This is a genomic window from Nonomuraea sp. NPDC004580, assembly GCF_040609855.1.
In the GTDB taxonomy this organism is placed as follows: domain Bacteria; phylum Actinomycetota; class Actinomycetes; order Streptosporangiales; family Streptosporangiaceae; genus Nonomuraea; species Nonomuraea salmonea.
Genome location: NZ_JBEXLH010000016.1, coordinates 37,694 through 59,352 on the forward strand (window position 1 = coordinate 37,694; position 21,659 = coordinate 59,352).

Sequence of the window (21,659 nt, forward strand, 5' to 3'; positions counted from 1 at the left end):
GACCTGCCCCTAGCCGTGGTCGTTGAGCTGGCGTTTCGTGACCCTGGGTAGGGCCGGCCCCCTCAGGGTGCGGGCGGCCGTCCCCACGCCCGGGCGGGGGTCAGGAAACGGGGTCGAAGTACGCGCGTACGGTGGTGGCGCCCGGGCGGGTGTGGACGCGTACGAGGTCGCTGAGCAGGTTGACGATCAGCAGGCCGCGCGAGCCCGCCATACGCGGATCGACCGGGCGGCGGCCCACCAGCGGGTCGGTGATGTGGCCGCGGTCGCTGACCTCGCACACCAGCCGCCCGTCGGCCTGCCACACACGCAGCAGCCCGGCGCCGCCGCCGTGGTCGAGGCTGTTGGCGCCCAGCTCGGCCACGGTGAGCCTGATGTCGTCGAGCCGGTCGCCGGTGAACCCGCGGGCGGCGGCCTCGCGGGCGGCCAGGGCTCGCGCGGCCGACAGGTTGGAGCCGTCGAAGTGCAGCGAGACGCAGCTCTCGGGCTCGTCGAACGGCCGGTTGTGGTCCTCGACGACCTGCTCGGGCGCGTAGTCGGCGCTCGCCCACGTGCCGGACGCGTCGCACAGCACGGGGTGGGTGCGCGCGGCCTCGGCGATGACCTCGTCGCTCAGCCCCCGCACGTCGTACGGACACAAGATCGTGACGGGCCGCCCCGCGAACGACAGGTTGATCAGCGCCTCGTGCTGCGCGCAGGCGGGGTACTCGTCGCGCGTGCGCCCCGGCCAGATCGGCTCGCCGATGATCCGCACGTGGCGGCCGGGATGCCGGTCGGCGAAGCCGCGCAGCACGGCGGGGATGATGCGGCCGGGGTTGCGCCCCGCCTCGGTCATGTCGAGCATGAGCACGTCGCGGGCGGCGGCGCCGAGCGAGCCCTCGATGAGCGCGAGCCTGGCGCCGGGAACGGCCACCGCGACGGGGTCGCCCGCGGCCAGGCCGTCGGCCACGAAGGCCGTGGTGGCAGCCACATATTCCCCATCGCTCCGATAGAGCAGTGCGGGATGGTGGAAAGGGTCTGCCTGCATCAGCCACAGGCTACCTAAGGTTGGTGTCTTCAAAGCCATCCGATGGGTACCTATTGGGTGTGAAGAGAGTCCAGGTCATTCAGCGCCCCCGTCCAGGAAACCGTCCGTTGCCCCTCGATCTCCGCACCCCTTCAGGGCGGCAACTCCCCTTCTGAGCCAAGCGAACCTACTCTCAGGACATGTCGGAACTGCGGATGCGCGTCTCGGATGAGGACCGCGAGCAGACCGCACAGCGGCTGCAACGCGCGTTCTCCGAGGGCCGCCTCACCCACCCCGAGCTCGACGAGCGGCTTGAACGCGCGCTCACCGCGAAGACGTACGCCGACCTGCTGACCCTGATCGACGACCTGCCCGCCGACGACCTGCCCGCCGACGAACCGCGGGCCGGCGACGTCGTGGAGCTCCCGTGCGCTATCCGCGCAGGCGCTGGTTCACCCACTGATGGAAGAGCGAGATGTGGTGCTCGCTGGGCACGAGCACGCCGCCGTCCCGGTAGGCCCGTGACGACATGCCGGGCTGGGTGCGCTCGCACGCGTCGAAGTCCTGCTCGTTGACCCGGTGGAAGAGCTCGACCGACAGCGACACGTCGGCGCCCGACGCGACCACGTCCGGGTGGTAGAGCCAGTCGCACTCGACCACCGTCCTGTCCACCGCCAGCGGGAACATGCGGTGCAGGATCACGTGGTCGGGCACCAGGTTGACGAACACCTGCGGCTTGACGGTGATCGCGTAATAGCGGCGGTCCTGCTCCTGCGCCACGTCCGGCAGCTTGCCGAAGCCGGGGCTGCCGTCCACGGTGAACCCCGCGGCCCGCTCGGAGAACTCGGCGCCGTGACCCACGTAGTACTGCGCCGCGTAGCCGCCGGCGAACTCCGGCAGCACGGCGGTCAGCTCCGGGTGGATGGTGGCGCAGTGGTAGCACTCCATGAAGTTCTCGACCAGGAGCTTCCAGTTGGCCTTGACGTCGTAGACGATGCGGCGGCCGAGCGCGAGGTCCTCGACGTGGTAGCGCTCGATGGCGGCGGGGTCGCCGAGTCGCTCGGTGGCGGCCTGGGTGACGGTCTCCTCGAACGAGGGCGGCTCGGCGGCGAGGCACACCCAGGCGTAGCCGAGCCACTCGCGCAGGTGCACGGGGACCATGCCGTACGCGACCCGGTCGATGTCCGGCATCCTGGCCAGGTTGGGGGCGGCGGCGAGCCGGCCGTCCAGGTCGTAGGACCAGGCGTGGTAGGCGCACCTGATCGTCCGCTTGACCTCGCCGGCCTCCTCCAGGCACAAGCGCGCCCCGCGGTGCCGGCAGACGTTGAGAAAGGCGCGCACCTGCTCGTCGCGCCCGCGTACGATGATGACGCTCTCCCGGCCCACCTGAACGGTCCTGAACGCGCCCGGCTTCGCCAGCTCCGCCGACCTGACGGCGCAGAACCAGAGGTTCTCGAAGATCTTCTCCTGCTCCTCGGCGAACGCCTCGGGATCGGTGTAGGCGCTGCCTGGGAGCGTGGAGATCAGGCTGGACGTGATGGTCAACCGGCACCGCCCTTGTTGCGTATTACGCACCGAGTTGCTCTATATGCGACATAGTCAGGCGGCCTCAGGGGGCTGTCAAGAGGTAGTTGCTGTAGCGGCGCAACAACAGCGTGTAGACGCGGGTCATGAGGCCGTCGGGCAGCAGTCCGGCGATGGGCCGCTGCATGTCGGTGGCCTCCGTGGCGGCCAGCCTGGCGGGCCTGCGCACCACCTTCGACCTGGCCTTCTCATACGCCCGCAGGTCCCCGATCGACCGGCTGAGCAGCCAGGCGTCCTCCAGCGCCTGATTGGCGCCCTGGGCCATGGTGGGCGGCATCGTGTGGGCCGCGTCACCGGCCAGCGTGGTCGGCCCCCTCCCCCAGACCTTGGGGATCGGCTGGCGGTGGTGGGGGAAGAAGTCGATGTCCTCGATCGAGGCCAGCACCTTCGGCACCGGGTCGGCCCACTCCCCGAACCGCTCCCGCAGCCGCTCCACCACGTGCGGGTCGCCGGCCCAGAACGGCCGCCCCGGCGCCGACCTGACGTCGAACCACCACAGCAGCCGCCCCCTGCCCGCCGGGATCAGCCCGCACAGCCCGTGCCTGCCGGCGATCATCACCGCCCTGCGCGACTCGGTCAGCAGGGTCGGCTCGGTGGTGAACCCCTGCCAGGTGACCCACGGGCTCAGCGTGGCCGCGTCGGCGCCCCACAGGGCCGAGCGCACCGCCGAACGGCGGCCGTCGGCGCCCACCAGCACGTCGCCGCGTACCGTGCGGCCGTCGGACAGCCGCGCCTCGGCCCGTTCCGGCACCACGTGCTCGGCGCGGGCCCCGTACGTCACCGGCACGCCGTCGGCCAGCAGCTCCACCAGCTCGCTGCGGGCGACGTGGACGACGGGGTGGCCGAAGCGGCGCTCGGGGACGGTCAGGTCGAGGGTGAGCAGGCGGCGGCCGTCGGGGGCCCACGACTCCAGCGTCTCCAGGCGGCGGCCGACGCCGGCCCAATCCACCTTGAGCTCCTCCAGGATGGCCGTGCTGCCGGGCCAGAGGGATACGGAGCCGCCGGCCGTGCGCGGCTCGGGCGACTCCTCGTACACCTCGACGTCGTGGCCCTTGCGCAGCAACCCCCTGGCCAGGGCGAGCCCCGCGACCCCCGCCCCGATGACGACTACTCTCATAACGACCCCTGAATAGTGAGACGCTCAATATCGGATACTTGGAGTATCACAATGCCTGCGCGCGGTCGTAAACCCGACCCCTCGGTTGATCACCGCATCAGGCAGGCCGCTGCCACGCTGGTGCTCTCCCACGGCCTCGACTTCACCATGGACGACGTCGCCGCGGCGGCAGGCGTCGGCAGGGCGAGCGTGTTCCGCCGATACGGCGGCAAACGGGACATGCTTCTCGAAACCCTCGGCGGCCTCATGGACGTCCACGTCGCCGTGCCCGACACCGGCACGCTCGCCGGCGACCTGCGCGGGGTGGTCGCCGACACGATCGCGCTGTGGCGGCGCCCCGAGGTGTCGCGCCTGGCCAGGCAGGTGTACGCCGCGGCGGGGCGCGACCCGGCGATCGCGGACGTCGTCCGCACCTCCATGCGCACCCGCATGGAGCGGTCGTGGGTCGTGTACGAGCGGGCGATCGGGCGCGGCGAGCTGCGGCCCGACGCGGACCTGTGGATGCTGACTGACATGTTCGTCGGTTTCATCACCTACCGGGGGATTTTCGAGCTCCCGCTACCCGAACCGGACGAGATCGTGCGGGCTTTGCTGCACGGCTTTACGCTGGGTTGATACGGGTGGTGTTAGTGGGGTGCAAGTGACGATCAAGCGAGCGCCCATAAGGTGCTTTTCGTAAGTTGAACCAACGAAGGGCACGTACATGACTCCCCCTCGTCGCCTCGCCGCTGTGGCCGCGACGCTCACTCTTGCCGCTCTCACCACCGCTTGTGGCGCGTTCGGCCAGGCCGTCGACTGCAACTCCGCGGCCCAGGAGGCCACCACGATCGTCACCGAGTGGAGCTCGGCGATCAGCGCGAGCGCGACCGACAAGGACGCGATCGGTGAGGCCTCCAAGACGGCGGCCACCAAGACCAAGGAGCTGGCCGGCAAGTACGACGGCGAGGTCGGCGCCGCGCTGACCGACCTGGCCGACGGGTTCGCCTCGATCGAGGGCGGCGACCTGTCCAAGGCCAGCGAGTTCACCGGCAAGGTCAGCGGCTTCCAGAGCAAGATCGTCTCGGCCTGCTCCTAGCGGACTCGCGGTCGCCGTGAACACCTGTGGGGGACAGGTGCTCCGGCGGCCGCGTCCCGGCCTGCCCGGAGGGCGGCGTGACGCCACGGGGGCACCCACCACCACCCTCCGCCTCAGGCCTGGGGAAAGCCCGCCACCGCCGTGGTGGGCTTTCCTACGTTCCGCGGAGGGTGAGGGCCTGGGTGTAAGCGTGGTCGAAGCCGTCGAGGACCGCTTCCCAGGAGCCGGCGGTCGGTGGGGTGGTGCGGTTGTGGGCGGCGATCGCCACACGCAGGTCGGGGTCGCGGCACAGGCGGGCGACCGCCCTGGCCAGATCGCCCAGCGTGCGGCCCAACAGGCCCTCGACGCCGTCCTTGACGAAGTCGGCGACGCCGCTCTGCGCCCGCGCCACCACCGGCAGCCCGGCCGCGCGAGCCTCAAGGGCGGCGATGCCGAACGACTCGCGTGGCGCCGGCGCCACGAACACGTCGGCCGACTCCAGCACCTTGGCGATCTGCTCCCGGGTGTGGCGCCCGGGAAGGGACACCCAGGACGCCATGCCGTGGCGCTCCAGGAACCGCTCCATCTGCCCCCGTGCCGGCCCGTCACCGACGATCGTGGCCCGCATGGGGATGTGGGCGGGCACCTGGGCCCGGGCCGCCAGCAGCAGCTTCAGCAGGCGTACCGGCTGCTTGCGCGGAGCCAGCCGCCCGACGGCGACCACGTGCACGTCGGGCCGGGAGGCGGGCGCGCCGGGCGGCGGCGCCCAGCCGGACAGGTCGAGCCCGTTGGAGACGACGCGGACCGGCACCAGCGGCCCGGCCACCGCGCGGATCGGAGCGGCCGCGGCGTTGCTGACCGTGGTGGCCACCAGCCGCCACCGCTCCCACCCGTACGCCAGCCGGAGCAGCCGATAGAGCGCCCGCGTCACCGGATCCCACATGCTGTGCACGGTCACCACGCACGGCACCCCGGCGCGATGCGCGGCCCGCACCCCCATCCACGCGAACGGCGACACCGCCCCCGCGTGCACGTGGACGACGTCGGGACGCGCCGAGGTGATGCGCCGCGTGAGATGCCCCACTCCGAACGGGTGGACGGGCAGGTCGAACGGCATCGGGGCGACGATCCTGTGCACACCGGGCAGCGGCTCTCCCCTGGTCGCCGTGGCCACCGACACCTCGTGCCCGGCCTCCCGCTGCACGCGCACGAGATCGGCGACCTGGACCTCGATCCCCCCGAGTCGCGGCAGGTAACAGTCACTCACGTGAAAGATCCGCACCCCTCCCAGACTAATCTGGGCCTGTGCCTCCACGTACCGCTGTGTTCTTCCATGCCCATCCCGACGACGAGGCCCTGCTGACGGCGGGCACCATGGCGATGCTCGCGGCCGAAGGACACCGCGTGGTGCTCGTGGTGGCCACCGCGGGCGAGCGCGGCCTGGCCGAGATGGAGCCGGGCGACGAGCTGGGCGAGACCCGGCTCAAGGAGCTGTACGAGTCGGCCGCGCTGCTCGGCTGCGCCCGCGTCGAGTGCCTCGGCTACGGTGACTCGGGTCTGAGCCCGCAGGGCGGCGTCGCCGACGAGCGTCCCGACAACGCCTTCATCGACGCCGACACCGAGGAGGCCGCGAAGGCGCTGGCCGCGATCCTCCAGGAGGAGCGGGCCGACCTGCTGACCATCTACGACCCGGCGGGCGGCTACGGGCACCCCGACCACGTGCAGGTGCACCGGGTGGGCAGGCGGGCGGCGAAGATCGCGGGCACGGAGATCGTCCTGGAGGCGACGGTCAACCGCGACCCGCTGGTGCGGCTGCTGAAGCTGGCGGGGAAGGTCTACCGGTTCCCGCCGGAGTTCGACGTCCGCACGTTCGAGAGCGCGTACTCACCGGGCGAGGCGATCACCCACCGCGTCAACGTCCGCCGCTACGCCCGCCAGAAGCGGGCCTCCATGGCCGCGCACGCCTCGCAGGCCAGCGGGGGCGACAGCGACCGCACGCTCGCCGTGATGCTCAAGGTCCCCGGCCCGCTCTACCGCTTCGTCTTCGGCACCGAGTGGTACGTCCGCCGCGACCTGCCGCCGGGCGCCCGCCTGCGTCATCCCTTCGACGGGTGGCCCGCCTGATACCTACGCCTCATACCTGGGGGTGACGCGCGGCCCGCTGCCAACCGGCAGACTGGACCCCGATGAAGAACAAGTGGCTGCAGATCGCCTTGTCCGTGCTCTCGCTCGGCCTGGCCGTGCTGCTCGTGGTCTACCTGCCGGAGATCGTGCGGGCGCTGACCGGCAAGCCGGTCTCGTGGAGCGAGATCGGGGCGCTGTTCGCCACCCTCGGCGGCGGCGAGATCGCGCTGATGACCGCGCTGTGGCTGCTCAGCCTGCTGTCCTACACGTTCGTGCTGACCAGCTCGCTGCCGGGGCTCAACAACCTCCAGGGCCTGACGCTCAACGCGGCGGGCAGCGCGGTGAGCAACCTGCTGCCGTTCGGCGGGGCGGTGGGCGTGGCGCTGTCGTTCGCGATGACGAAGGGCTGGGGGTTCACCAGCCGGGCGTTCGTGGTGATGACGCTGGTCAGCGGCATCTGGAACACGTTGTTCAGGTTCGTCCTGCCGGCCGTGGGCATCATCGCGCTGCTCGCCGCGGGCAAGGCGGCCAACGCCACCGTCGCCAACGCGGGCTGGACGGGCGCGATCTCCATCCTCGTGCTGTGCCTGGTCGTGGCCGCCGCCCTCTACTGGGACCGCGCCGCGCAGGCGCTCGGCAAGGCGCTCGACGGCGTCACCCGGCTGCTGCGGCTGAAGGTGCACGCCTCGGAGGCGTTCCACCGGCTGCGCGCCGACACCGCGGGCGTCGTACGCACCCGGTGGCCCGGGCTGTCGCTCGGCATGGTGTTCTTCCTCGGCTTCCAGTGGGCCATCATGGCGGCCTGCATGTCGGCCACCGGCGCCTGGCCCGGCCTCGCCGAATCGATCGCCGTCTTCGCGCTGTCGCGGGTGCTGACCAGCGCCCTGATCACGCCGAGCGGCGCCGGGATCATGGAGAGCGGAGTGGCCGCGCTCCTCATCGCCTTCGGCGTGGGCGCCACGCCCGCCATCGCCACCGCACTGCTTTTCGGCTTCTGGACTTACACTATCGAGATCCCGTTCGGCGGCCTGGCTCTCGGCGCCTGGGCACTGCTGCGCAGGCGCGGCGGCCGGGACGCCGGCGCGGAGCCCCCGTCCGCGATCTCGAAGGCCACCTAGTGACAATCCCAAACCCATCGCGTGCTAATCGACCACGGCCCTTGTGCGTGATTCGTAGGCCCGCATAGCGTGGCGGCTGACATGGTGGCGTTCCGAGTTCTGGGGCCAGTCGAGGCGTACGAACACGACGACGAACTCGACCTCGGCGGGTTGCGACAGCGGGCCGTCCTGGCCCGCCTGCTCGTGGCCAGAGGTCAGGTCGTGCCCGTTGACACACTTCTTTACGATCTGTGGGACGACGACGCGGCAAAAGGCGCGCAGTCGGGCCTGCAGGTCTACATCTCGCGCCTGCGCAGGGTGCTGGAGCCGGGCCGCCCGCGCGGCGGCCCCAACCGGCTGCTGGTGACGGTCGCGTCCGGCTACGCGCTGCGCGTGGCGTCCGACCAGGTCGACGCGCTCAGGTTCGAGCAGCTCGTCCGCGCGGCCGGCGAGCACCTCGAAGAGGGCGACCCGCAGGCCGCCAGAGGCCGCCTGGAGAAGGCGCTCGGGCTGTGGCGCGGCACCCCCTACTCCGACTTCGCCGACCAGGCGTGGGCGGAGGCCGAGGTCAACCGGCTGACCGAGCTGCGCCTGGTCTCCCGCGAGCGCCACGCCGACACGGGGCTGCGGCTCGGGCTGCACGCCGAGACCGTCCCCGACCTCGAGGCGCTCACCACCGAGCATCCGCTGCGCGAGGAGGGCTGGCGGCTGCTGGCGCTCGGCCTCTACCGCTGCGGCCGGCAGGGCGACGCGCTGGCCGCGCTGCGCAGGGCGCGCAACATCCTGGCCGACGAGCTCGGCATCGACCCCGGCCCCGCGCTGCGCAAGCTCGAGTCCGACATCCTGGCCCAGTCGCCCGAGCTCGACCTCGCCCTGCCCGCCCGCGCCGCCAGGCCCGCGGCGCCCGTCACCGACACCTGGCCGCCGCGGCCCGCCGCCCACATCGAGCCGCCGCCGCTGGAGCCCGAGCCGTTCGTCGGCCGCGACGCCGAGCTGGCCAGGCTCACCACCGCGGCATCGCGCACCGGCAGGTTCCAGGTCGCGGTCGTCACCGGTGTGGCGGGCGCGGGCAAGACGACGCTGCTGCGCCAGCTCGAAGGCAAACTCGCCGCCGACGGCTGGACCACCGCGTCGGGCGCCTGCCCCGACTCCAGCGCCACCCCGCCGGGCTGGGCGTGGGTGGAGCTCCTGCGCACGTTGATCGACATGACCGGCGCGGGCGAATACGCGCAGCTGCTCGCGCCGCTGCTCGACGACGCCGCCCCCGACCCCGACGAGGACGAGGCGTCCGGCGGGTTCCGGCTGCACCGCGCGGTCGGCGGCTACCTCGCCGGCGTGGCGCGGCGGGGGCCCGTGCTGCTGACGCTCGAAGACCTCCACTGGGCCGACGACCAGACGCTCGCGCTGCTGCGCGCGCTGCCCAGCCTGCTCGCGACCAGCCGGGTGCTGCTGGTGGTGACGTGCAGGGAGAGCGAGCTGGACGACCGCCAGTCCGACGTGCTGGCCGCGCTGGCCAGGCTCGGTCCCGTGCGCGTGGGGCTCTCGGGCCTCGACCCGAAGGCCGTGGCCGAGCTGGTCAAGGCCACCTGCGTACGCGAGATCGACGAGGACGCGGTCGAGTCCATCGTCGAGCGCACCGGCGGCAACCCGTTCTTCGTCCGCGAGACCGTGCGCCTGCTCGACTCCGAGGGCGCGGCCGACCGCGCCAGCGCCACCGAGGTGCTCTCCCAGGTGCCGTCCGGCGTGCGCGACGTGCTGCGGCGGCGCATCTCGCGGCTGCCCGCCGGCGCGCAGCAGATCCTGCTGCAGGCCGCCGTCATCGGCCGCGACGTCGACCTCGACGTGCTGATCGCGGTGGCCGGCGACGAGGACGCGGTCATCGAGGCCGTCGAGGCGGCGCTGCTGGCCGGCCTGGTGACCGAGCCTGGTCCCGGGCTGCTGCGCTTCGACCACGACCTCGTCCGCGACACGATCTACTCCGACGCCTCGCGGCTGCGCCGCACCCGGCTGCACGCGGCGGTGGCGGCGGTCATCGAGCGGCACACGCCGTCCGACGTGGCGGCGCTGGCCCACCACTACTTCCTGGCCGACGCGGCCGGCAAGGCCGTCCACTACGCGGGCCTGGCCGCCGAGCAGGCCGAGCGGCGCTTCGCCCACCGCGAGGCGGCCACGCTGTGGGAGCAGGCGATCGCCGCGTTCGACCGCTCGCGCGCCGACGACCAGGGTGACCAGGCGCCCGAGCGGGCCAAGGAGCGGCTGCACCTGATGCTGCGGCAGATCAGGGCGCTCGCGCTGTGCGGTGACATGCACGCGGCGCGGCTGCTGCGCCGCCGGGCCATGGACGCCGCGCTGCCGCTGGGCGACCTCGAGATCACCGCGAAGGTGGCGGCGTCGCTGGCCGTGCCGCACAAGGGCATGGCGCGCGACTTCACCCGTACGGCGTGGGAGATCGTCGACGTCACCGAGAAGGCGCTGATGGAACTGCCGGCCGGTGAGCAGCGGCTGCGCGCCAGCCTGCTGACCACGCTGGCCCTTGAGCTGGAGGGCTCCTCCTCGCCCGAGCGGGGCAGGCAGGCCTCGCTCGAGGCGCTGGAGCTGGCCCGGCAGAGCGGCGACCCCGCGCTGATCGCGGCGGCGCTGAGCGGGCGGCTGCGGCAGTCGTACGACATCCCGGCCGTCGACTCGCGCGAGAGCATCGGGCGCGAGCTGCTCGAAGTGGCACAGCGCTCGGGCCAGATGGCCACGCAGGCGCTGGCCCACCTGGTGCTGCTGGAGTGCGCGGCGGCCATGGGCGAGTTCGCCGCGGCCGACGAGCACGCGGCGTCGGCCGACCAGCTCGCCAAGCAGTACGACCTGTCCGCGCCCGCCGCCGTCGTGGTCTGGTACGCCGGGCAGCGGCTGATGATCTCCGGCGACTACGAGGGCGCCGAACGGGCCTACCGCGACGCGGCCCGCATGACCGAGCGGGCCGGCATGCTGGAGGGCCGCCAGGACCTGCCGCTGATCACCACGTTCTGCCTGCACCTGGTGGCCGGGCGGGCGGCCGAGATGGTCGCGCCGCTGGCCGAGGCGCACCAGCGGGGCGCCAAGTGGACGCTCGACGCGTACGCGCTGGCCCTCGCCTCCGCGGGTCGGCTCGACGACGCCAGGGCCGTGGCCGCCACCCGGCCTCCGGTGCGGCCCGACTTCCTCTACGAGCTGGTGATGACCTGGCGGGCGCTGGCCGGCATGCTGCTCGACGACCGCGAGCGGATGGTCGACTGCTACGACAAGCTCAAGCCGTTCGCCGACCGGGTGGCGGGGGCCGGCACCGGCGTGGTCGCGCTGTGGCCGGTGGCGCTGACGCTCGGCGACCTGGCGATCCGCCTGGGGCAGCCTGACGCGGCCCGGCAGCACTACGAGAAGGCGCTGGAGGTCGCTGAGCGGATCGGCGTGCCGCGCTGGGTCGACGCGGCGCGGCAGTCGGTCAGCAGCTCACTTCGAAACGGGGGCTCTTGACGGTCTCGGCGCCCTCGGCCGACAGCTCGACCCGATACCAGCCCGGGGTGCCGTTGACCTCGGCGCGCCACTCGACGGTCCTGCCTGCCGTGGCGAAGCCGTCGTGGTCCGACAGGTAGGTGCGCCAGGTCTTGGTGGCGGGGCTGTAGCGGGTCAGCTTCCAGCGGTAGAGGACGGTGTCGTCGGGGTCGGGGTTGGCGAGGAAGGTGCGGGCCACGTACGACCTCGCGCAGCCTTCTGCGGGCAGGGCGCTCACCGTGAGGGCGCCGGGCTCCCCCGCGATGCCGCCGGCCAGCCGCTCGGAGGCGGGCATGGCGCGGGCGGCCAGGACGATCGGGGCAGGCTCGGCGGCCTTCCGCGGCTCGGTCGTGCCGGCGTTACTGTAGGCGGAGAAGCCGACGTACGCGCTGGTGAACGCCAGAGCGGCCACGAACAGCTTCGCGGCGTTCGACGTTCCGCTGGTCAGGACGGTTGCGCTTGTCGTCGGCATGGTCAACACCCCTTTTGCTCACCCATAGAGTGAGACCGGGTGGTTGAGTAGCGGTTGTCGGTGAGTTGCACCCGTTGCGCGCTGCTTGCAACCCGATATGGCACCGGCCGGTGACGTGAATTAAGGTAAGGCTGGCCTAAGGATTTCGGAGGGGGTGGGCCTGGACATGTGGCACCTGACGATGGCCGTCCCCGCCCCCACTGCGCCGTTCTGGTTCGGTCTGGAGTACTGGCAGGTCGGAGTCATCCTCATCATCGCCCTGTTCGGCGCGTTCCAGGTCTACTACTGGGTCGGCCGCAGGCTCGGCGAGAAGCTGTACGAGTCGCGGGTCGGCGTCAAGCTCGGCCGCGATCGCATCGCGAAGATCGAGAGCGTCGTCGAGCGCTGGGGCGCGCTCGCCGTCTACGGCTGCTTTTGGGTGCCGATGCTGCGCCACACGCTGCCCTGGGTGGCAGGGGCGCTGCGCGTCTCCTACCCCTGGTACGTCGTGGCCAGCGCGCTCGGCTGCCTGACCTGGGCGCCTTTGTGGTGGTTCGGGCTGACCGCCGTCGTGTGGGGATGGCTGGAGCTGGCCGCGCGGTCGCCCATCACGGCCGCCGTCGTCGCGGTGGTGGCCGTCGCCGGAGTGGCCTGGTTCATGATCCGCCGCCGGCGCCGCCGCACCGCCGACGACCAGCCCTTGGTGGCCCAGGACTCGTAACCGCCCGCTACCCGGTAGCGGCCGGACTCGTCGTACGGTCCTCGATCGTCGCCTCCGGCGCGTTCCTGCGGAGGGTCTCGATGCCGTTTACGCATGCCACTTTGCTGGAGTATCCCTCCCCCACCGCCAGGGTCTGCCCGTTGTTCGCGACAAGTGCGAACCGGTATCCGCCCTGCTCATCCTCAGTGATGACGAACTTTCCCGCCATGGCCACCGCCCCCCGCCATATCGGATCTATGAAGGATTTACCCCCATCTGAGGCCGACGCGTGGCCTGGTTAGGCAAACGAATCCTTGATCTCCTGTCACCATGATTGTCATGCGTATTGGGGGTTTGATCAGCTCTGCGGTGGTCGCGCTGGTTGTCGGGTTCGGCAGCACTCCGGCCCAGGCCGCTAACGCGCCCGCCGTCAAGGCGAAAGAGGCGTACATCGTCGATTCAGCAGGAACGGTCCACCTCGGCAAGCGGGAGACCAGGCGGGTGCCGGTGGCCAGCCTGGTCAAGGTCATGACGGCGTACGTCGTGCTGCGCGAGGCCGACCTCAGCGACGTCATCACGATCAGCGCCGCCGACGTCAAGTACGCCGCCAAGGGCGGCGCCGCCACCGCCGGGCTGCGCAAGGGCGAGCGGTTCACGGTCAGGGATCTGCTGTACGCGCTCATGCTGCCCTCGGGCGCCGACGCGGCCAACGCCCTGGCCCGCCACTACGGCCCCGGCAAGACGGCCTTCATCGCCAAGATGAACCGTACCGCCCGCTCGCTCGGCCTCACCGACACCCGCTACACGAACGCGGACGGCATGCCCACTCCCGCCAACGGCGGCTACTCCACCGCCGCCGACCAGGCCAAGCTGGCGCAGTACGCGCTGCGCAGCAGCATCTTCACGACCGTCGTCGGCACCCAGGTGCACAAGGTGTCCAAGACCGCCGTGCACCGGGCGCACACCTGGCGTAACACCAACAAGCTCCTGTCGCGGGCGGACGGGGTGCTGGGCGTCAAGACCGGGTACACGAACGCGGCCGGCTACTGCCTGCTGTTCGCGGGCGAGCGCAACGGCCTGCAGATCGTCGGCGTCCTGCTCGGCGACCAGAACGAACGCCGCTTCTCGACGGCGGAGAAGCTCCTGGACTACGCCGGCGAACAGGTCGCCTTCGGCTGACCGGCCGACACAATGATGAGGTTTTCGGCTGGTCCGGTCAGTCGAAGGTGATGGTGCCGTGGCCGGGGTAGGCGTGCAGGCCGCTGGCGGCGCAGCCGAGGATGGCCGTGGGCGGTGCGATGCCGCCCCTGGCCCGCCGCCCGGCCAGCCAGCCCGTACGTACGGTGCCGGTGAGCAGCGTGTCGGCCGGGTGCCTGGCGACCAGGCGGTCGGCCTTGATGCCCAGCTTCGAGGTGCCCGCCGGGCGTCCCGTGGCGCCGAACCAGGTGATCCTGGCGGTGCCGCGTACCCGGTGGGCGGTGGCGCAGGACGCCTGGGCGGTGGCCTTGACGTTCACCCAGCCCGACCGCAGGAACGTGGCCGAGCCGTCAGGCGAGGTGCACCCGGTGAACTCCAGGTAGCCGCGCGCCGAGATGCGCCGCGTCGTCAGCCCCACCCTAGGCACGAACGTCAGCGGCCGCCCCGACGGCGTCGACACGGCACAGGTCAGCGCCCCGCTCCTGGCCCTCTCCCCCGGCCACCGGGCCACCCTGGCTCCCGACGCCTCCCCGAACACCGCCCCCAGGGACCGGCCGAGCGCCGCCCCGAAGTCCGCCCCCGCGGACCGGCCGGCCGCCGCCCCGAACGCCGGCCCGAACCCCCGTCCCGCCGAGAACCCGAACGCCGGCCCGCCCGGGGCCCCGGCGGTGGCCGGCCAGAACGGCGCCGCCAGCCGGAAAGGCGCCGCCCCACCCTCCACGGAACCGGAAGGGGAGGCCGTCGTGGCGGGTGACGGCGGGGCCAGCAACCCCGTGGCGACGGTGAGCGTGATGATCCAAGCCCCGTTCATGGACCCTCCGGCCTGCGCGATGGACGCACGTACGGTAATCGAACGATTACAGTGTGCCTCATCGGCCGCGCCATCCGCCCTCGTCCGCGGCCGGACGTCCCGCCACGACGCCGCTGTACGTTTTCCGATGGATTCGGCCCGCCGTCCGTTGCCGAGTAGGGTGTGCCACACACCCCTCTCTAAGGACACCCTGATGGCGGAATTCTTCGAGGTCCGCACCATGATCGAGGGTCACGAGGCGGCGGCCGAGCTGGCGCACGGCATCCTGCTCGCCGGGCTGGCCACGTCGATCGACATCGCCGAGGTCCCGCATCCGTCCGCGGCCGACGCGACGACCTGGCAGCTCACCCTCGTCACGACCGGGCAGCAGGTGCCCGCGCTCGAACGTCACATGCGCAGCATCGGGGCGCGCCACCCCATCGACCGCGAGCCGATCGCCCACGACTTCAACGGCTACCCCGACTGGCTGACCGACGACAACCAGTGACGGGGGATCACCGCCGCCGCTGATAGGTTTTGGCCCCCGTACGCTGAACCGCCGCCCTGACCACCCCGAAGACGGCTCCCTGCACGGCGGCGGCGACGAGAACCTCGGTCCACCCCCGGCTCAGGTCCTCGGCATCGGGCGCCTCATCCTCCCCCGACACCATCGCCCAGGCCCGCCTGAACAACGCAGCGGCCACCGCCCCGCTCACCAGACTTATCCCCAGCGACGTGACTTTCTCCACGGGCTGCATTTCCACTCCTTACCCTCACGTGGCGTATGCCCGTGCCCTATGAACCACGCTTAAACGTCCCCCAGCTCAGGCAATGGATCTGTTGCGCGCATCAGGCCGTGGCAGGCTATTGCGGCGGCGGCCACGACGTTGAGTGAATCGACGCCGGCGGCCATCGCGTCGGGGCTCATCGGGATGCAGACCGCCTCGTCGGCTTCCTGGAGCCAGTGGGAGGACAGGCCGTCGCCTTCGGAGCCGAGAAGGAGGGCCACGCGGTCCGTGAGGTGGGCGCGGTCCATGGGGGTGGCGTGCTGGTCGGGGGTGAGGGCGAGGGTGTGGTAGCCGGCCTCGCGCAGGCGCGTCAGGCCCTCGAACCAGTCGTCCATGCGGGCGTACGGGATGGAGAAGACGGCGCCCATCGAGACCTTCACGGCGCGGCGGTAGAGGGGGTCGGCGCAGCGGGGTGACAGGAGGACGGCGCCCACGCCGAGGGCGGCGGCCGAGCGGAAGATCGCGCCCACGTTGGAGTGGTCGACCAAATCCTCCAGGACGAGGATGCGGCGGGCCGGGCCTTTGAGGAGGGTGTCGACGGAAGGGAGAGGGAGGCGTTCCATGGAGGCGAGGGCGCCGCGATGCACCTGGAAGCCGGCGATGCCGGACATGAGCTCGTCGCTGACGACGTAGACGGTGGCGTCGCCGAGGACGTCCTGCAGCGGGGTGAGCCAGCGGCGGGTGGTCAGGACGGAGCGGATGGGGTAGCCGGCGCCGATGGCCCGCCTGATGACCTTCTCGCCCTCGGCGAGGAACAGGCCGCGCTCGGCCTCAAGGCTCTTGCGCAGCTCGACGTCCCGCAGCCGGGTGTAGTCGGACAGGCGGGGGTCGTCGGGGTCGGTGACGTACTCAAGCACCTTCCGATACTGCCATGCGCCGCCTGACCTGCCAGACCAGCGCATAGCAGGCGAGGACCAGGCAGAGGCCGACCACGGTGCCCGCGCCGGTCTTGGTGATGACGCTGGCGATGCCGTAGCGGGGGTTGGGCTCGTCGATGATCGGCCACACGAGGCCGCCGGCCAGCACGCCGAGCCCGGCCACGGACAGGACGGCGGCGCGGGCGCGCGCGGACAGGCGCAGCCGCTCGGGTACGGGCGCCGCCGGCATCCCGGACAGACCCCGCCATCCCCACCAGACCACGACGGCGAGCCCGACGGCGGACGAGACGTACTGGAGGAGGCGGAAGAGGCTGATCACCCCCAGAACGCTCACCGACAGCCAGGCCCCCCATTCGACGACGCCGGTGGAGTGGGTGAAGGAGTCCCACAGCACGTGGGTGGCGGCCCCGGTCACGGCGCCGGCCGCCATCGGGAGCAGGCGCAGCCGCTCAGGGGCGAGGAGCGCGGCCCGCCCGGCGAGCGAGGCGGGCAGCAGCGCGATCAGCGGGTCGCGCAGCACGAGGTGGAAGAACGGCAGCAGGATGAGCACGGCGAGCGGGTCGATGGTGACGACGCCCAGCCAGGAGTGCCAGTCGCTGTAGTCGGGCAGGAACGGCAGGAAGAGCGGCAGGTCGGGCACCATGGCGCCGAACGCCAGCGCCCAGGGGTCGAGGACCCTGCGGATCCGGGCCGACGGCCCGATGAGCGGTAAGACGGCGGCGATGTGGCTGGGCGTGAACGGCAACAGGACCTCCCCCTCATGATCGGCCCTCATTATGCGGGCGAATCTTGATCAGGCTTTGCCGCCGCCATTCCTCGTCACGCTCCGCAGTGGGTACGGTACATATCGCTGTCGACGGCCGGATAAGCCGGAGTTCGGGGGTTCATGGTGCCTGATCAGCGGATTCATGAGCGTCCGGCCGCGTCAGCGGACTGGCTGCGCGCGGCACGCGCCGCTCGTACGCTCTCGCTGGTCACGCTGGCCTGGCTGGGCGTGGAGAGCGCGCTCGGCCTGGCCGCGGGGCTCGCGGCACATTCGGTCGCGCTGATCGGCTGGGGGCTGGCGGCCCTGGTGGAGGCGGCGGCCAGCCTGATCGTGGTGTGGCGGTTCACCGGCACGCGTACGCTGTCGCCGCACGCTGAGCGCACGGCCCGCCGCGCGGTGGCGGTGAGCTTCTGGCTGCTGGCCCCCTACCTGATCCTGCACGTGGCGCACGACCTGGACGCGGGACACCGGGCGACGCCGAGCGTGCTGGGCATCGTGGTGACGGCGGTCAGCCTGGTCAGCATGCCGGCGCTGGGCCTGGCGAAGCGGCGGCTGGGGGCGCGGCTGGCGTCGGCGGCCACGTCGGGCGAGGGCACCCAGAACCTCATGTGCGCGGCCATGGCGGCCGGAGTGCTGGCCGGTCTGTACCTGAACACACTCGGGTGGTGGTGGGTCGATCCGGCGGTGGCGGTGCTCCTCGCGGCGGTCGCCGTACGCGAGGGGAGGCGCGCCTGGATCGGTCACACTTGTTGCCATTGACCGTCACTCTGCGTCATCGTCGCACCAAAAGGGCTGTTTTGCCACAGAGACCGCACCGAGTATCGTTCCCGGAGTATTGCGGAGCATCTCCCGCTAGGGTCTCCGGACGGTCTCTAGAACACCTAAGAGGACATCGTGGGGCGACACCGCACAGACGATCTCGATGGCGACTACAGAGCCGGCGAACCCGTCCCGCGCAGACGGCCGAGGAACGGCCGTGGCAGGGTGCTCGTCCCGCTGGCCGGCGCCGTCGCCATGGCCGTCCTGCTCGGTGTCGCGGCGTTCGTCATCTTCACCCGCGACCACGACTGCTCCGGCGGCAAGCTGCCGTTGAAGGTGGTCGCCGCCCCTGACATCCAGCCCGCGCTCAACAAGATCGCCGGCCGCTACAACAAGGCGCTGCACTCGATCGACGGCAGGTGCGTCGAGGTGACGGTGGCCAAGGAGGCATCGGCCCGGACCGCGAACGCGCTGGCGGCCGGCAAGGCCACCGCCGACTTCTGGGTGGCCGACTCCAGCCTGCTCATGGAGAGCATGCGCCAGACCCCGGCCGGTGACGCGCTGCCGCAGGTGGAGGGGTCGATCGCGACGTCGCCCGTGGTGCTGGCGGCGGCCAGGTCGGCGGCCGGCAAGCTGTCGGGCGCGCTCCAGCCGAGCTGGACCTCGATGATCGCCGCCGCGAACGTCGCCAACGTGGACGGCCCCGGCAGGAAGGTCAGGGTGCTCGCCCTCGACCCGCAGAAGAACTCCGCCGGCCTCGCCGCGCTGCTGGCCGCGGCCGGCACGGCCAAGGAGGCCGGCCAGGACAAGGCGCTGGTGGGCGCGCTCAAGGAGCTGTCGGGCCAGCTCGCCGCCGACTCGAACGCGCTGCTGGCCAGCCTGACCGTCAAGCCGGGCAGCAAGGTGCCCGTGGGCGTCACCTCCGAGCAGGCCATCTACGCGCACAACAGCAAGAAGCCGGACGCGCCGGTCGTCGCCCTCTATCCCAAGGAGGGCACGCTCAGCCTCGACTACCCGGTGACGATCCTGACGAAGGACCCGGAGGTGCTGAAGGCCGCCGCGGACTTCAAGCAGGACCTGTCCTCGGAGCCGGCCAAGCGGACGCTGCGTGAGGCGGGCTTCCGCGGCACCGACGGCAAGCCGGGCGACGTGCTGGCGGAGGACGACGGCTTCACCCAGGACACGCCGGCCGCGCTCGACCCGCCGGACGGCGCGACCGTGGCGCGCATGGTGCAGACCTGGACCCGGCTGAACCTCGGCACCCGCCTGCTCACCCTGCTCGACGTCTCGGGCACGATGGCGCTGCCGGTGCCGGGCACCGGCATGACCCGCATGCAGGCCATCAACAAGATCGCCACCGAGGGGCTCGCGCTGTTCCCGGCCGGTTCCGAGATGGGCCTGTGGACGTTCTCCACGCACCTCGACGGCAAGGGCAGGGACTGGAAGGAGAACGTCTCGCTCGGGCCGCTCAGCGAGTCGATCGACGGCGCGCTCCGCAAGGAGGTGCTGGCCACGACATTCGCGCAGATCAAGGCCAAGGCCACCGGTGACACCGGGCTGAACGACACGGTCAAGGCGGCCTACACCCAGCTCACCGAGACGTACAAGCAGGACAAGGTCAACACCCTGCTCATCCTCACCGACGGCGCCGGCAACGACGACCCGGACGGCGGCGTCAAGAACGCCGAACTGCTGCAGTTCCTGAAGCAGACCTACGACCCGAAGCGGCCGATCAGCATCCTGCTCATCGCGTTCGGCCCGGACGCCAAGAAGGGCAAGCGGCAGATGGAGGCGCTGGCCAAGGCGACGGGCGGCGAGGCGTACATCGCCGAGGACATCCTGCAGGTCCGTGACTTCTTCCTGCAGGGCATGGAACGCCGCCTCTGCACCCCGAACTGCGACGGCTGACCCTTTCGCCCTTCATGCCCATTGGGTATGAAGGGCGAACCGGTACGAACCAGGCCGCGTCCTCTCCGCGTGGGGCTCGAGTGCCCGTACTACCCGCGGGGAGGGAAATCCGTGCCTGGATGGCCGACCATCGATCGCGCCGACGACCAGGAGCTGATCGAGGCTCTGCGGCGTGCGGACCCCGAAGCTCCCGCCACGCTCTACGACTCCTACGGCGAGCGCCTGTACGACTACGCCTACGCGATGGCCGCCGACCGCGACCTCGCCGCCGACTCCGTGCACGACGCGCTGGTCACCGCTCAGGGCCGCGTCGAGCGCCTGAAGGAGCCCGCCAAGCTGCGCGCCTGGCTGTACGCGCTGACCAGGTTCCAGGTACGCGCCCGCCTGGCCCACCGCCCCGGCGCCCCGCCCGCCGGGCTGACGCTGCCCGACCCGGCCGGGCAGGACGACCCCGAGCTGGCGGACCTGGTGCACGAGACGCTGGGCGAGCTGCGCAGGGGCGAGCGCGAGGTGCTGGAGCTGTCGCTGCGCCACGGCCTGACCCCGGCGGAGGTGGGCGCGGTGCTCGGGCTGACCGGCCGCCAGTCGGCCGGCAGGCTGAGCCGGGCCCGCGACCATCTGGAGATCGCGGCCGCGGCCGTCGTGCTGGCGCGGACCGGACGGGCGCACTGCCCCGACCTGTCGGCGATGGTGGACTCGTGGGAGGGCCCGCTGACCCCGCTGCTGCGGCGGCGGCTGTCGGGGCACATCGGCGGGTGCGAGGTGTGCACGGAGGGGCGGCACCGGCAGGTCTCCGCGGCGCGGCTGCTCGACCTGGTGCCGGTGGCGTACCCGGGGATCTCGCTGCGCCGGCGGGTGATCGACACGTGCGTCAGCCCCGAGCTGGACCAGACGCGGGAGTTGATCACCGATCGCGGCGACAGCTTCGACCGCGGCGGGTTCCCCGTGGTGGCCGAGTCGCACCCGCGCCGGCGCCGCTCGCGCCGCGTGGGTCCGCTCGTGCTGGCCGGCGCCTGCCTGCTGGCCGCGACGGGCACGGTGGTGGTGATCAACGGCTCGAACGCCTCCGACGTCGGCACCGCGGCCCCCCGCCCGACCGTGACCACGCCGCCGCCCGTCGAGGAGAGCCTGGAGCCCACGGAGGGCCCGGAGGACCCGGAGATCGACGAGGTCGAGCCGGCCCCGACGCCGTCGCCCAGCCGTACGCCCTCGGCCGCCCCGCCCTCGCGCCCGGCCTCAAGACCGGCCTCACGACCGGCCTCACGACCTGCGGCCGGGCCTCCGAGGAGCAGGCCCGCACCGCCGACGGCCACCCGCCGCCGCCCCGCGCCCAGCGCCCGGCTGGCCACCACGTGCCCGAAGGCGATCACCGGCGCCGGCGAGATCGGGCTGCGGGCCCGCAACGCGGCGGTCTCCTGGGTGGCGACCGCCTCGCAGGGCCTGGACGTGTTCCCGGCCAGCGGTTCGATCAAGGCGGGGGCCGCCGCGACGGTCAGGGTGACGGTCGCCGACCCGTACGAGCCGGGCACCGGACGGGTCGCGTTCACCTCGAACGCGGGCACCGCCACGTGCGCGCTGTCCTGGCAGGGCGAGGAGTTCCCCGAGCCGCCGACCGACCAGCCGACGGCGAGCGAGGAACCGTCCCCCGCTCCCACGTCAGGGGTGGCCACCTCATCCGCCGATGGGACGGATGCCGAGGGCCTGCGCAAAGCAGAAGTCAACGCGCGGTAGATTGCCAAACCTGATCGACAAACGGGTATAAATCGGACCCTGACTCGAAGATCCTAGGCCACATAGGGCATTCTGGTGTGCTTGGGGACCGCTTCGGGGTGGGCGATCACTTGACCGTGTGCTGAAGGTCACACGAAAGACCCCGCCTGCCGGTAAACCGGCGCGCGTCGCCAAGCGTCGGCATTGACGTGTCCAG

General features: G+C 71.9%; 21 protein-coding genes and 1 pseudogene. 12 read left to right on the top strand and 10 right to left on the bottom strand.

The genetic code is table 11. The features are described 5' to 3' along the window. Nucleotides 1-100: 100 nt before the first annotated feature. Complete coding sequence (locus ABZW11_RS18865; protein WP_355418640.1) at nt 101-1,063, bottom strand: anti-sigma factor RsbA family regulatory protein; 963 nt, start codon at nt 1,061-1,063, stop codon at nt 101-103. A gap of 155 nt (nt 1,064-1,218) precedes the next feature. Between ABZW11_RS18865 and ABZW11_RS18870 the strand changes: the two are divergent. Continuing rightward, nucleotides 1,219-1,365 (top strand): annotated as a pseudogene (locus tag ABZW11_RS18870) (DUF1707 domain-containing protein); the annotation flags it as partial. 70 nt (nt 1,366-1,435) lie between these two features. Here ABZW11_RS18870 and ABZW11_RS18875 read toward each other — a convergent pair. Together ABZW11_RS18875 and ABZW11_RS18880 are read right to left on the bottom strand one after the other, a co-directional pair. Next, complete coding sequence (locus tag ABZW11_RS18875) at nt 1,436-2,548, bottom strand: aromatic ring-hydroxylating dioxygenase subunit alpha (protein WP_355418642.1); 1,113 nt, start codon at nt 2,546-2,548, stop codon at nt 1,436-1,438. A 64-nt stretch (nt 2,549-2,612) separates the two neighbouring features. Next, complete coding sequence (locus ABZW11_RS18880; protein WP_355418644.1) at nt 2,613-3,704, bottom strand: NAD(P)/FAD-dependent oxidoreductase; 1,092 nt, start codon at nt 3,702-3,704, stop codon at nt 2,613-2,615. Nucleotides 3,705-3,755: 51 nt separating this feature from the next. Between ABZW11_RS18880 and ABZW11_RS18885 the strand changes: the two genes are divergently transcribed. After that, the gene (locus ABZW11_RS18885; RefSeq protein ID WP_355418646.1) at nt 3,756-4,319 is read left to right on the top strand and encodes a TetR-like C-terminal domain-containing protein; all 564 of its coding nucleotides are present in this window, start codon (nt 3,756-3,758) and stop codon (nt 4,317-4,319) included. A gap of 88 nt (nt 4,320-4,407) precedes the next feature. After that, nucleotides 4,408-4,779: a hypothetical protein gene (locus ABZW11_RS18890; protein ID WP_345388751.1), complete on the top strand. Its 372-nt coding sequence runs from the start codon at nt 4,408-4,410 to the stop codon at nt 4,777-4,779. Between the two features lie 154 nt (nt 4,780-4,933). Here the strand turns inward: ABZW11_RS18890 and ABZW11_RS18895 are convergent, their stop codons facing one another. Then, the gene (locus ABZW11_RS18895) at nt 4,934-6,025 is read right to left on the bottom strand and encodes a glycosyltransferase (RefSeq protein ID WP_355418648.1); all 1,092 of its coding nucleotides are present in this window, start codon (nt 6,023-6,025) and stop codon (nt 4,934-4,936) included. 38 nt (nt 6,026-6,063) lie between these two features. On the opposite strand from ABZW11_RS18895, the gene ABZW11_RS18900 reads away from it, so the two are divergent. From ABZW11_RS18900 to ABZW11_RS18910, 3 genes are all read left to right on the top strand, one after another. Next, the gene (locus ABZW11_RS18900) at nt 6,064-6,882 is read left to right on the top strand and encodes a PIG-L family deacetylase (RefSeq protein WP_355418650.1); all 819 of its coding nucleotides are present in this window, start codon (nt 6,064-6,066) and stop codon (nt 6,880-6,882) included. Nucleotides 6,883-6,944: 62 nt separating this feature from the next. Next, nucleotides 6,945-8,000: a lysylphosphatidylglycerol synthase domain-containing protein gene (locus ABZW11_RS18905; protein WP_355418652.1), complete on the top strand. Its 1,056-nt coding sequence runs from the start codon at nt 6,945-6,947 to the stop codon at nt 7,998-8,000. Between the two features lie 81 nt (nt 8,001-8,081). Further along, on the top strand, nt 8,082-11,477 hold the full coding sequence (locus tag ABZW11_RS18910) for a BTAD domain-containing putative transcriptional regulator (RefSeq protein WP_355418654.1): 3,396 nt from the start codon (nt 8,082-8,084) through the stop codon (nt 11,475-11,477). Here ABZW11_RS18910 and ABZW11_RS18915 read toward each other — a convergent pair. Further along, nucleotides 11,446-11,967 carry a hypothetical protein gene (locus tag ABZW11_RS18915; RefSeq protein WP_355418656.1) on the bottom strand — a complete coding sequence of 174 codons (522 nt, stop codon included), beginning with the start codon at nt 11,965-11,967 and terminating at the stop codon, nt 11,446-11,448. The genes ABZW11_RS18910 and ABZW11_RS18915 overlap by 32 nt on opposite strands. A gap of 154 nt (nt 11,968-12,121) precedes the next feature. Here ABZW11_RS18915 and ABZW11_RS18920 point away from each other — a divergent pair, with 154 nt between their 5' ends. Next, on the top strand, nt 12,122-12,667 hold the full coding sequence (locus ABZW11_RS18920) for a VTT domain-containing protein (protein ID WP_355418658.1): 546 nt from the start codon (nt 12,122-12,124) through the stop codon (nt 12,665-12,667). A gap of 7 nt (nt 12,668-12,674) precedes the next feature. Here the strand turns inward: ABZW11_RS18920 and ABZW11_RS18925 are convergent, their stop codons facing one another. Further along, nucleotides 12,675-12,875, bottom strand: coding sequence for a DUF1508 domain-containing protein (locus ABZW11_RS18925; RefSeq protein WP_355418660.1), 201 nt, complete (start codon nt 12,873-12,875; stop codon nt 12,675-12,677). A 110-nt stretch (nt 12,876-12,985) separates the two neighbouring features. On the opposite strand from ABZW11_RS18925, the gene ABZW11_RS18930 reads away from it, so the two are divergent. Beyond that, nucleotides 12,986-13,825, top strand: a complete 840-nt coding sequence (locus tag ABZW11_RS18930; RefSeq protein ID WP_355418662.1) for a serine hydrolase — start codon at nt 12,986-12,988, stop codon at nt 13,823-13,825. Nucleotides 13,826-13,862: 37 nt separating this feature from the next. Here ABZW11_RS18930 and ABZW11_RS18935 read toward each other — a convergent pair whose 3' ends face one another. Beyond that, on the bottom strand, nt 13,863-14,654 hold the full coding sequence (locus ABZW11_RS18935) for a hypothetical protein (protein ID WP_355418664.1): 792 nt from the start codon (nt 14,652-14,654) through the stop codon (nt 13,863-13,865). Nucleotides 14,655-14,847: 193 nt separating this feature from the next. Here ABZW11_RS18935 and ABZW11_RS18940 point away from each other — a divergent pair, with 193 nt between their 5' ends. Next, nucleotides 14,848-15,141, top strand: coding sequence for a hypothetical protein (locus ABZW11_RS18940; protein WP_355418666.1), 294 nt, complete (start codon nt 14,848-14,850; stop codon nt 15,139-15,141). A gap of 7 nt (nt 15,142-15,148) precedes the next feature. Here the strand turns inward: ABZW11_RS18940 and ABZW11_RS18945 are convergent, their stop codons facing one another. From ABZW11_RS18945 to ABZW11_RS18955, 3 genes are read right to left on the bottom strand one after another with little or no spacing between them, the layout of a single operon-like run. After that, on the bottom strand, nt 15,149-15,391 hold the full coding sequence (locus ABZW11_RS18945) for a DUF4235 domain-containing protein (RefSeq protein WP_355418668.1): 243 nt from the start codon (nt 15,389-15,391) through the stop codon (nt 15,149-15,151). 50 nt (nt 15,392-15,441) lie between these two features. Then, on the bottom strand, nt 15,442-16,323 hold the full coding sequence (locus ABZW11_RS18950; protein ID WP_355418670.1) for an RNA methyltransferase: 882 nt from the start codon (nt 16,321-16,323) through the stop codon (nt 15,442-15,444). Next, a complete protein-coding gene (locus tag ABZW11_RS18955; protein WP_355418672.1) occupies nt 16,271-17,044 on the bottom strand; it encodes a DUF4184 family protein in 774 nt (257 codons plus the stop codon). The genes ABZW11_RS18950 and ABZW11_RS18955 overlap by 53 nt, the downstream gene beginning before the upstream one ends. Before the next feature lie 141 nt (nt 17,045-17,185). Between ABZW11_RS18955 and ABZW11_RS18960 the strand changes: the two genes are divergently transcribed. The 3 genes from ABZW11_RS18960 (at nt 17,186) to ABZW11_RS18970 (ending at nt 21,463) form a co-directional block, all read left to right on the top strand. Further along, on the top strand, nt 17,186-17,824 hold the full coding sequence (locus tag ABZW11_RS18960; protein ID WP_355418674.1) for a hypothetical protein: 639 nt from the start codon (nt 17,186-17,188) through the stop codon (nt 17,822-17,824). Nucleotides 17,825-18,049: 225 nt separating this feature from the next. Beyond that, nucleotides 18,050-19,732 (top strand): substrate-binding domain-containing protein, encoded by a 1,683-nt coding sequence (locus ABZW11_RS18965; RefSeq protein ID WP_355418676.1) that lies wholly within the window; start codon nt 18,050-18,052, stop codon nt 19,730-19,732. 111 nt (nt 19,733-19,843) lie between these two features. Then, a complete protein-coding gene (locus tag ABZW11_RS18970; RefSeq protein ID WP_355418678.1) occupies nt 19,844-21,463 on the top strand; it encodes a sigma factor in 1,620 nt (539 codons plus the stop codon). Nucleotides 21,464-21,659: the final 196 nt, after the last annotated feature.